The organism is Pseudomonas sp. G5(2012) (assembly GCF_000408945.1).
Lineage (GTDB): Bacteria > Pseudomonadota > Gammaproteobacteria > Pseudomonadales > Pseudomonadaceae > Aquipseudomonas > Aquipseudomonas umsongensis.
In genome coordinates, this window is sequence record NZ_APIO01000028.1 from 37,870 (window position 1) to 47,445 (window position 9,576).

General features: G+C 60.1%; 8 protein-coding genes. All 8 read left to right on the plus strand.

Translation table 11 applies throughout. The features are described 5' to 3' along the window. On the plus strand, positions 1–1,464 hold the full coding sequence (locus PG5_RS09380) for an alginate O-acetyltransferase (protein WP_020796867.1): 1,464 nt from the start codon (positions 1–3) through the stop codon (positions 1,462–1,464). Between the two features lie 8 nt (positions 1,465–1,472). Further along, positions 1,473–2,597, plus strand: coding sequence for a mannuronate-specific alginate lyase (locus tag PG5_RS09385; RefSeq protein ID WP_020796868.1), 1,125 nt, complete (start codon positions 1,473–1,475; stop codon positions 2,595–2,597). A 199-nt stretch (positions 2,598–2,796) separates the two neighbouring features. Further along, positions 2,797–4,362 carry an MBOAT family protein gene (locus PG5_RS09390; RefSeq protein ID WP_020796869.1) on the plus strand — a complete coding sequence of 522 codons (1,566 nt, stop codon included), beginning with the start codon at positions 2,797–2,799 and terminating at the stop codon, positions 4,360–4,362. Positions 4,363–4,373: 11 nt separating this feature from the next. Further along, positions 4,374–5,549 (plus strand): alginate O-acetyltransferase, encoded by a 1,176-nt coding sequence (locus tag PG5_RS09395; protein WP_020796870.1) that lies wholly within the window; start codon positions 4,374–4,376, stop codon positions 5,547–5,549. A 17-nt stretch (positions 5,550–5,566) separates the two neighbouring features. Continuing rightward, positions 5,567–6,223, plus strand: coding sequence for an alginate O-acetyltransferase AlgF (locus PG5_RS09400; RefSeq protein ID WP_042955313.1), 657 nt, complete (start codon positions 5,567–5,569; stop codon positions 6,221–6,223). A 219-nt stretch (positions 6,224–6,442) separates the two neighbouring features. Then, positions 6,443–7,894, plus strand: coding sequence for a mannose-1-phosphate guanylyltransferase/mannose-6-phosphate isomerase (locus PG5_RS09405; protein WP_020796872.1), 1,452 nt, complete (start codon positions 6,443–6,445; stop codon positions 7,892–7,894). Positions 7,895–8,185: 291 nt separating this feature from the next. After that, on the plus strand, positions 8,186–8,650 hold the full coding sequence (locus PG5_RS09410; protein WP_020796873.1) for a hypothetical protein: 465 nt from the start codon (positions 8,186–8,188) through the stop codon (positions 8,648–8,650). A 33-nt stretch (positions 8,651–8,683) separates the two neighbouring features. Then, entirely contained in the window at positions 8,684–9,508 is an 825-nt protein-coding gene (locus tag PG5_RS09415) for an SDR family oxidoreductase (RefSeq protein ID WP_020796874.1), read from the plus strand. Positions 9,509–9,576 lie beyond the last annotated feature (68 nt).

The following is a 9,576-nucleotide window of genomic DNA, read 5'->3' on the forward strand; positions in this document are numbered from 1 at the left end:
ATGCACCCACACTTGATCAAATTACTCAGCCTGTCGGCCCTGACCGCCGGCATTCTCGCCGCCAGCGGCGGTGTGCGAGCAGACGATGCTGCCGGTAACGTAAGTCCACCGAAATTCAGCGCCGAACCGTGCTGCAGCCTGTGCCCCGCGGCCCACGATCCGAAGAACTACACCACGCGCTACCAGCAGAACTTCACCACCCTGGTGCAGGCTCAAGGCGACTGGTTGTTTCGTACCCAGGAAGACTTGCGCACCGAATTCGACACCACGCCCGCCGGCTACAAGCGCATGAAGCAACTGCACGATGCGTTCAAGAGCAAAGGCGTGGAACTCGTGGTGGTTTATCAACCCACCCGTGGCCTGGTGAACCGCAACAAGTTGAACCCGGCAGAGAAAGCCAGCTTCGACTTCGACAAGGCATTGAAGAACTACAAGACCATGCTCGGCCGCTTCGCGCAGATGGGTTACGTGGTGCCGGACCTGTCGCCGCTGACCAACGAACAGCTGCCCGAGACCCTGCCCGCCCACGACTTCTACTTCCGGGGCGACCAGCACTGGACGCCTTATGGCGCGCAGCGCACGGCGAAAATCGTGGCCGAGAAGGTCAAGCAGATTCCGGCCTTCGCCGACATTCCCAAGCGTGAATTCGAGACCCACAAGTCGGGTCGCATGGGCAAGAACGGAACGTTGCATAACATGGCCGGTCAACTCTGTGGCACCAGCTATGCGGTCCAGTACATGGATCAATTCACCACCGAACCCAAGGGTGAGGCAGGTGATGGCGATCTGTTCGGTGAATCCGGCAATCCGCAGATCACCCTGGTCGGCACCAGTCACAGCGGCAAGAACTACAACTTCTCCGGTTTCCTCGAAGAGGCCATCGGCGCCGATGTGCTCAACGTAGCCTTCCCCGGCGGCGGCCTGGAAGGTTCGATGCTGCAGTACCTGGGCAGCGACGAGTTCCAGAAGACTCCACCGAAAATTCTCATCTGGGAATTCTCGCCGCTCTATCGCCTGGACCAGGAAACCATCTACCGCCAGATGATGGCGCTGCTGGACAACGGTTGCGAAGGCAAGGCTGCACAGTTGTCCGGCAGCACCACCCTGAAACCTGGCAAGAACGAACTGATGGTCAACAGCAAAAACCTGAATCTGCAAAACAGCAGTCACCAGGTCGACATCCGCTTCGCCGACACCTCGGTGAAAACCCTGCAAGCCACCCTCTGGTACATGAACGGGCGCCACGAGGACATCAAGATCGAAAAACCGGAAACTTCCGACACCGACGGGCGTTTCGCCTTCGAGTTGCGCACGGACGAAGACTGGGCCTCGCAGAATCTGCTGGCCGTCGAAATCCAGGGGCCTGAAAAAGCAGGCGCCGCGCCACAGAAAGTCGAAGCGAAAGTCTGCAAACGCAACGTATTCCCGGACGCTGGGCAACGTACCGCTTCAGCCGGGCAATGAGGTCTGCTATGCGAAATCCGAACTTGAAAAAACTGTTGGCGCCGACGCTTTTGAGCCTGGCGATGTTCGCCGGCGCAACTCAAGCCGCGGCGCCATTGCGTCCGCCGCAGGGTTACTTCGCGCCCATCGAGAAAGTCAAAGCCGGCGACAAGAGCGAAGACTGTGATGCGATGCCGACACCGTACACCGGCTCGCTGCAATTTCGCAGCAAGTACGAAGGCTCGGACAAAGCGCGTTCAACGCTGAACGTGCAATCGGAAAAAGCCTTTCGTGACAGCACCGCCGACATCACCAAGATCGAGCGCGGTACCAGCAAGCGCGTCATGCAGTTCATGCGCGATGGTCGTCCGGAACAGCTGGAATGCACGTTGAACTGGTTGACTGCATGGGCCAAGGCGGATGCCTTGATGTCCAAGGACTTCAACCACACCGGCAAGTCGATGCGCAAATGGGCATTGGGCAGCATGGCGTCTTCGTACATCCGCCTGAAATTCTCCGACTCCCGTCCGCTGGCCAACCATCAGCAGGAGTCGCAGCTGATTGAGGCCTGGTTCAGCAAGATGGCCGATCAGGTGGTCAGCGACTGGGACAACCTGCCGCTGGAAAAAACCAACAACCACTCGTACTGGGCAGCCTGGTCGGTGATGGCAACGTCCGTCGCCACCAACCGCCGCGACCTGTTCGACTGGGCCGTCAAGGAATACAAGGTCGGCGTCAATCAGGTCGACGCCCAGGGATTCTTGCCCAACGAACTCAAGCGCCAGCAACGGGCGCTGGCCTATCACAACTACGCCCTGCCGCCGCTGGCGATGATCGCCAGTTTCGCCCAGGTCAATGGCGTGGATCTGCGCCAGGAAAACAACAGCGCGCTCAAGCGCCTGGGTGATCGCGTGCTGGCCGGGGTGAAAGATCCTGACGAGTTCGAAGAAAAGAACGGCAAGGAACAGGACATGACCGACCTGAAGGTCGACTCGAAATTCGCCTGGCTCGAACCGTTCTGCACGCTCTACACCTGCTCGCCGGATGTGCTGGAGAAGAAGCACAAGATGCAACCGTTCAAGACCTTCCGCCTCGGCGGTGACCTGACCAAGGTCTATGACCCGGCGAACGAGAAGGGTAACAAAGGCAGTTGAGTCAACGCTGATCGTTCCCACGCTCTGCGTGGGAATGCAGCCCGTGACGCTCCGCGTCACATGCCGAAGCGGACGCAGAGCGTCCATTGAGGCATTCCCACGCAGAGCGTGGGAACGATCATGTATCTCTCCGGATTTTGCGGGGGGGTTGGGGGGGCCGTTGGCCCTTGAATGTAGTTTCAGACAAGGAGAGATCGGGATGGTGTTTTCATCCAACGTGTTCCTGTTTTTGTTCTTGCCGATCTTTCTCGGCTTGTACTACTTGAGCGGGCAACGCTATCGCAATTTGCTGCTGCTGATTGCCAGCTATATGTTCTACGCCTGGTGGCGTGTGGACTTCCTCGCACTGTTCGCGGCGGTCACGCTGTGGAACTACTGGATCGGCCTGAAAGTCGGTGCCGCCGGCGTCAGGACCAAACCGGCGCAGCGCTGGCTGCTGCTGGGCGTTGCCGTCGACCTGTGTATCCTCGGCTACTTCAAGTACGCCAACTTCGGCGTCGACAGCATCAACGCCATGATGACCTCGGTCGGTCTTGAGCCATTCATCCTGACCCACGTGCTGCTGCCGATCGGTATCTCGTTCTACATCTTCGAGTCCATCAGCTACATCATCGACGTCTACCGTGGTGATACCCCGGCGACTCGCAACCTGATCGACTTCGCAGCGTTCGTGGCGATCTTCCCGCACCTGATCGCCGGTCCCGTGTTGCGTTTTCGCGACCTGGCCGACCAGTTCAACAACCGCACCCATACCCTCGACAAGTTCTCCGAGGGCTGCACGCGGTTCATGCAGGGTTTCATCAAGAAGGTCTTCATCGCCGACACCCTCGCGGTGGTGGCTGACCATTGCTTCGCCCTGCAAAACCCGACCACGGGTGATGCCTGGCTCGGCGCCCTCGCCTACACCGCGCAGTTGTACTTCGACTTCTCCGGCTACAGCGACATGGCCATCGGCCTGGGCTTGATGATGGGTTTCCGCTTCATGGAAAACTTCAAGCAGCCGTACATCAGCCAGTCAATCACCGAGTTCTGGCGCCGCTGGCACATCAGCCTGTCGACCTGGCTGCGTGACTACCTGTACATCACCCTGGGCGGTAACCGCAAAGGCACGCTGACCACCTATCGCAACCTGTTCCTGACCATGCTGCTCGGTGGCCTTTGGCACGGTGCGAACATCACCTACATCGTCTGGGGTGCGTGGCACGGCATGTGGCTGGCGATCGAGAAAGCCATCGGCCTGAACACTTCGCCGCGCAGCTTCAACCCGATCCGCTGGGCACTGACCTTCCTGCTGGTGGTGATGGGCTGGGTGATCTTCCGTGCGGAAAACCTGCACGTGGCCGGTCGCATGTACGGCGCCATGTTCAGCTTCGGCGAATGGTCGCTGTCGGAACTCAACCAGGCCAGCCTCACCGGCTTGCAGATCGCAACCCTGATCGTGGCCTACGTAACCCTGGCGTTCTTCGGCCTGCGTGATTTCTACAGCAATCAGCCACCGGTCAAGACCAAGCCTGCGGTGAACGTCGATGCAGACGGTCCGGCCGCCGCAACAGCCGGCACGATCAAAGCCGTGCCTGGGGATAACCCGGCGAGCATCCACCAGCCTGGCTACACCGTCGGCGTCGAAGCCCAGGTGCAACCGGCCTACTGGACTGCTGACTGGTCACGCTACGCAATGCGTGCCCTGGTGCTGCTGCTGTTCATCGCCTCGATTCTCAAACTCTCGGCGCAAAGCTTCTCGCCGTTCCTTTACTTCCAGTTCTGAGGGATCTGACCATGACCCGCTCATTACGCATCTTCTACATCGCCCTGTTCCTGGTGACGCTGCTGGCCCTGGGCCTGTGGTCGGTCCGCAGCTTCCTCGGCTTCAGCACCAACGCCGATGCGACAGTGCTCAACGGCCGCTGGACCAAGGCCGTGGAGACGCACTACGACGAGGAATTCCCGATCAAGCGCCTGGGCACCAACCTCTGGGCCGCGCTGGATTTCAAACTGTTCAACGAAGGTCGTCCTGGCGTTGTGCTCGGTCGCGACCAGTGGCTGTACAGCGATGAAGAATTCCATCCGGTCGTCAACGAAGAGCTGAACCTGCAAGGCAACTACGCGCTGGTCGAAGGCGTGCGTCAAACCCTGAAGGACAAAGGCGTGAAACTGGTGATGGCGGTGGTTCCGGCCAAGGTGCGCCTGTACCCGGAACACCTGGGTGAGGCGAAACCGGCCAGCATCCACGCCAACCTTTACCAGGACTTCCACAAGCGCCTGGCCGCTAACCGCATCCTTGCCCCTGATTTGCTGGGCCCCTTGCAAGCGGCCAAAAACGACGGCAAGCAAGTGTTCCTGCGCACCGACACCCACTGGACCCCGGAAGGCGCCGAGGTTGCCGCCGATCGCCTGGCCAAGACCATTGCCGACAAGTACCCGCTGAGCGGCGAACCGCAAGACTTCGTCACTGAACCCGCGGAGAAAATCACCCACAAGGGCGACCTGCGCCTGTTCCTGCCGCTGGACCCACTGTTCGAAAACCTGATGCCGGCGCAAGAGCCTTTGCAGAAGCGCAACACCGTTGCCGCGCAAGACCAGCCGGCTGGTGACGATGCCCTGTTCGCCAACACCGAAGTACCGGTTGCGCTGATCGGCACCAGCTACAGCGCCAACCCGAACTGGAACTTCGTCGGCGCGCTGAAACAAGCCCTGCGCAGCGACGTGGTCAGTTACGCCGAAGACGGCCACGGCCCGATCCTGCCGATGCTCAGCTACCTCAAGAGCGACGCATTCAAGAACAGCCCGCCACAAGTGCTGATCTGGGAGTTTCCTGAACGTTATCTGCCTGTGAACAACGAAATCGGCGACGCCGACCCGCAGTGGGTCGCAGAGCTTAAACAAGCCGGTGCCCGCCAACAAAACGTAGCCGCAAACACTAAATCCGAGACGCCCGACCGGGCGCAAAACTGAAAGAGAGAGGTACTACCATGACTTTCAAGACTACTCCTCGCCGTCTCGCCAAGACTTTTGCTCTGGTTGCTGGTATGAGCGTGCTTTCGATGCAAGCGTTCGCCGCTGGCGACGCCGCGCTGTACGGCCCGACCGCACCGAAAGGCTCGTCCTTCGTGCGCATCTACAACGCCAGTAACGCCGAAGTCAGCGCCACCGTCGGCAGCACCAACCTGAGCGATGTCGCGCCACTGTCCAGCAGCGACTTCAGCTTCATGCCGGGCGGTGACTACAGCGCCAAGGTCGGCAGCCAGACGCTGCCGGTGAAACTGGCCGGCGACCACTATTACACCCTGGTCAACAACGCCAGCGGCGCCCCGCAACTGATCGAAGAGCCGCCGTTCCGGAACAAGCAGAAATCCCTGGTACGCGTGCAGAACCTCAGCGACAAGGCGCTGACCCTGAAAACCGCCGACGGCAAGACCGACGTGGTCCCGAACGTGGCCGCCAAGGGCCGTGGCGAGCGTGAAATCAACCCGGTGAAGGTCAGCCTGGCGCTATACGATGGCGCAACGAAAGTTGGCGACGTGAAGCCAGTCGCCCTGGAACGCGGTGAAGCCGCGGTGCTGTACGTCACCGGCAGCGGCAGCAGCCTGTCGCCGGTCTGGGTAAAACGCCCGGTATCGACGCGCTAATCATTTTTTCCAGAGGATGAAACACAGTCCCCTGTAGGAGCTGCCGCAGGCTGCGATCTTTTGATCTTCAATGATTTTCAAGAACGTCAAAGATCAAAAGATCGCAGCCTTCGGCAGCTCCTACCCAGGACAGTCAGCCTTTGGACACGGAACAAGAACAAGAGTGAAACGACACAGCGTTCGTAGCTCTAACCAAACGATTTTCAAGGAGTAACAAACATGATTCCGGTGATCTTGTCAGGTGGTAGTGGCTCACGTCTTTGGCCGCTTTCCCGTAAGCAATTCCCGAAACAGTTCCTGGCCCTGACCGGCGAGCACACCCTGTTCCAGCAAACCCTGGAACGCCTGGTGTTCGACGGTATGGACACACCGATCGTGGTCTGCAACAAGGACCATCGCTTCATCGTCAACGAGCAACTGGCCGCTCGCAAACTGGAAACCCAGCGCATCCTGATGGAACCGTTCGGCCGCAACACTGCGCCGGCCGTGGCCCTGACCGCGATGATGCTGGTCAACGAAGGTCGCGACGAGCTGATGCTGGTACTGCCGGCCGACCACGTGCTGGAAGACCAGAAAGCCCTGCAACGCGCCCTGGCGTTGGCCACCGTCGCCGCCGAAAACGGCGAAATGGTGCTGTTCGGCGTACCGGCCACCAAACCGGAAACCGGTTATGGCTACATCAAGTCGACCAACGATTCGCTGCTGCCCGAAGGCGTCAGCCGCGTTTCGCACTTCGTCGAAAAACCGGACGTCAAACGCGCCACCGAATATGTCCAGTCCGGCGGTTACTTCTGGAACAGCGGCATGTTCCTGTTCCGCGCCAGCCGCTTCCTCGAAGAGCTGAAGAAACACGACCCGGATATCTATGACACCTGCCTGTTGACCCTGGAGCGCAGCGCTCAAGACGCCGACACCGTCAGCATCGACGAAGCCACGTTCGCCTGCTGCCCGGACAATTCCATCGACTATTCGGTGATGGAAAAGACCCAGCGCGCCTGCGTCGTGCCATTGACTGCAGGCTGGAGTGATGTCGGCTGCTGGTCGTCGTTGTGGGAAGTGAACGCAAAAGATGCCAATGGCAACGTCACCAAAGGCGACGTGGTGATCCAGGACAGCAAGAATTGCATGATCCACGGCAACGGCAAGCTGGTCTCGGTGATCGGCCTGGAAAACATCGTCGTGGTCGAGACCAAGGACGCCATGATGATTGTCCACAAGGACAAGGTCCAGGGCGTCAAGCAGATGGTCAACACCCTCAACGAACAGGGCCGCAGCGAAACCCAGAACCACTGCGAAGTCTATCGTCCATGGGGCTCCTACGACTCGGTGGACATGGGCGGGCGCTTCCAGGTCAAGCACATCTCGGTCAAGCCGGGCGCGTGCCTGTCGCTGCAGATGCACCACCACCGCGCCGAGCACTGGATCGTTGTCAGCGGCACGGCTGAAGTGACCTGCGATGAGAATGTGTTCCTGTTGACCGAAAACCAGTCGACCTACATTCCGATCGCTTCGGTTCACCGTTTGCGCAACCCGGGCAAGATTCCGCTTGAGATCATCGAAGTGCAATCGGGCAGCTATCTGGGCGAAGACGATATCCAGCGCTTTGAAGATATCTACGGTCGCACCGCGCCGATCGAGAGTGGCGTTTCGGTAAAGACCATCGCGCAGTAAGCGAGCGCTGAAATAAAAGCCCCCGCCCGGTTCACTGCGTCCCCTATCCGCAGTGAGTTGGGCGGGGGCTTTTTTTTCCGGGGTTTTGTGTTGTCAGACCTGGCCCCTTCGCGAGCAGGCTCGCTCCCACAGGGTTTTGAGTCGGTCACAAACTTTGTGGTCAACTCCGGTCCACTGTGGGAGCGAGCCTGCTCGCGAAGGGGCCAGCACATCCACCGCAAATCTCACCCATCGCCAACCTCCCCCACGCTTAGGTAGGATGACCCTCTATCCCCCCGAGGTTTGCGCATCATGTTCATCGGTGTCCTGTTGGTCATCACCTGGTTGATCCTGTTGCTGCGCTATCCGGCCAAGGCCTTGCCGGTGTCCATGGTGGCTGCCTTGGGACTGGGCATCGTCGCTACCTGGGTCATCTGGATGGACCACCGCGAGCTCAAGCAACTGGAGCGCCTGGAATTGCGCATCAGCTACGCACCGCAACACTGCCCGGCAGACCGACCGCTGCAACTGACCCTGAACAACGGCAACGATGTACCGCTGACCGAATTGCGCTGGCGTGTTGCCGCTTATGCACCGGGCGACACGGTCAATCTCGCCGACAATCAGTACACCGCCCCACGCTACCGCGGACCTGGCGAATTGCAGGCCGGTGGCAACTGGGAAGACTGCTTGCCGCTGCCGCCCCTGCGGCCCGGCTATCGCCCGGAAACTTTGGAGTTTCGCGCCGAGCGTTTGCAGGGTAGTTTCTCGGACTGACCTCACCTTACCTTTCCGCACAAGGACCGCGCCATGCCCGTTGCGTTGATTACCGGATGTTCCAGCGGCATCGGCCGCGCCCTCGCCGATGCGTTCAAGGCTGCTGGCTACGAAGTCTGGGCCAGCGCCCGCAAGGCTGAAGATGTCGCAGCGCTGACCGCGGCCGGTTTTATCGCCGTGCAACTGGACGTCAACGATGGCCAGGCACTCGAACAGTTGAGCGAACGCATCAACCAGCAACATGGCGGCCTCGATGTGCTGGTCAACAACGCCGGCTACGGCGCCATGGGGCCGTTGCTCGATGGCGGTGTGCAGGCGATGCAACGTCAGTTCGAAACCAACGTGTTCGCCATCGTTGGCGTGACCCGTGCGTTGTTTCCCGTGTTGCGACGGGCCAAAGGCATCGTGGTGAACATCGGCAGCGTTTCGGGAATTCTGGTCACGCCGTTTGCAGGTGCTTACTGCGCGTCCAAAGCCGCGGTGCATGCCCTGAGCGATGCCTTGCGCATGGAACTGGCGCCCTTTGGGGTGCGGGTGATGGAAGTCCAGCCCGGTGCCATCGCCTCCAGTTTCGCCAAGAATGCCGGCCACGAAGCTGAGCAGTTGATCAGCGAACAATCGCCGTGGTTCCCGTTGCGCGAAGGCATCCGGGCACGGGCCAAGGCCTCCCAGGACAACCCGACACCGGCCAGTGCGTTTGCCGCCGGATTGCTCAAGGCCGTGCAGCAGAGCAAGCCACCGCGCCTGCTTCGATTGGGCAATGGCAGCCGGGCATTGCCGTTGATGGCAGGGTTGTTGCCCAAGGGCTTGCTGGAGTCGGCGTTGATGAAGCGGTTCGGCTTGCGCGGGCAGCTCTGAGCCCGGGTCGACACCTTCGCGAGCAGGCTCGCTCCCACAGTTGAAATACATTCCCCTGTGGGAGCGAG

Excerpts from the sequence above, each read along its gene's own strand:
- PG5_RS09380 (WP_020796867.1), top strand. The coding sequence starts at position 1 with ATGCACCCACACTTGATCAAATTACTCAGCCTGTCGGCCCTGACCGCC.
- PG5_RS09385 (WP_020796868.1), top strand. The coding sequence starts at position 1,473 with ATGCGAAATCCGAACTTGAAAAAACTGTTGGCGCCGACGCTTTTGAGC.
- PG5_RS09390 (WP_020796869.1), top strand. The coding sequence starts at position 2,797 with ATGGTGTTTTCATCCAACGTGTTCCTGTTTTTGTTCTTGCCGATCTTT.
- PG5_RS09395 (WP_020796870.1), top strand. The coding sequence starts at position 4,374 with ATGACCCGCTCATTACGCATCTTCTACATCGCCCTGTTCCTGGTGACG.
- PG5_RS09400 (WP_042955313.1), top strand. The coding sequence starts at position 5,567 with ATGACTTTCAAGACTACTCCTCGCCGTCTCGCCAAGACTTTTGCTCTG.
- PG5_RS09405 (WP_020796872.1), top strand. The coding sequence starts at position 6,443 with ATGATTCCGGTGATCTTGTCAGGTGGTAGTGGCTCACGTCTTTGGCCG.
- PG5_RS09410 (WP_020796873.1), top strand. The coding sequence starts at position 8,186 with ATGTTCATCGGTGTCCTGTTGGTCATCACCTGGTTGATCCTGTTGCTG.
- PG5_RS09415 (WP_020796874.1), top strand. The coding sequence starts at position 8,684 with ATGCCCGTTGCGTTGATTACCGGATGTTCCAGCGGCATCGGCCGCGCC.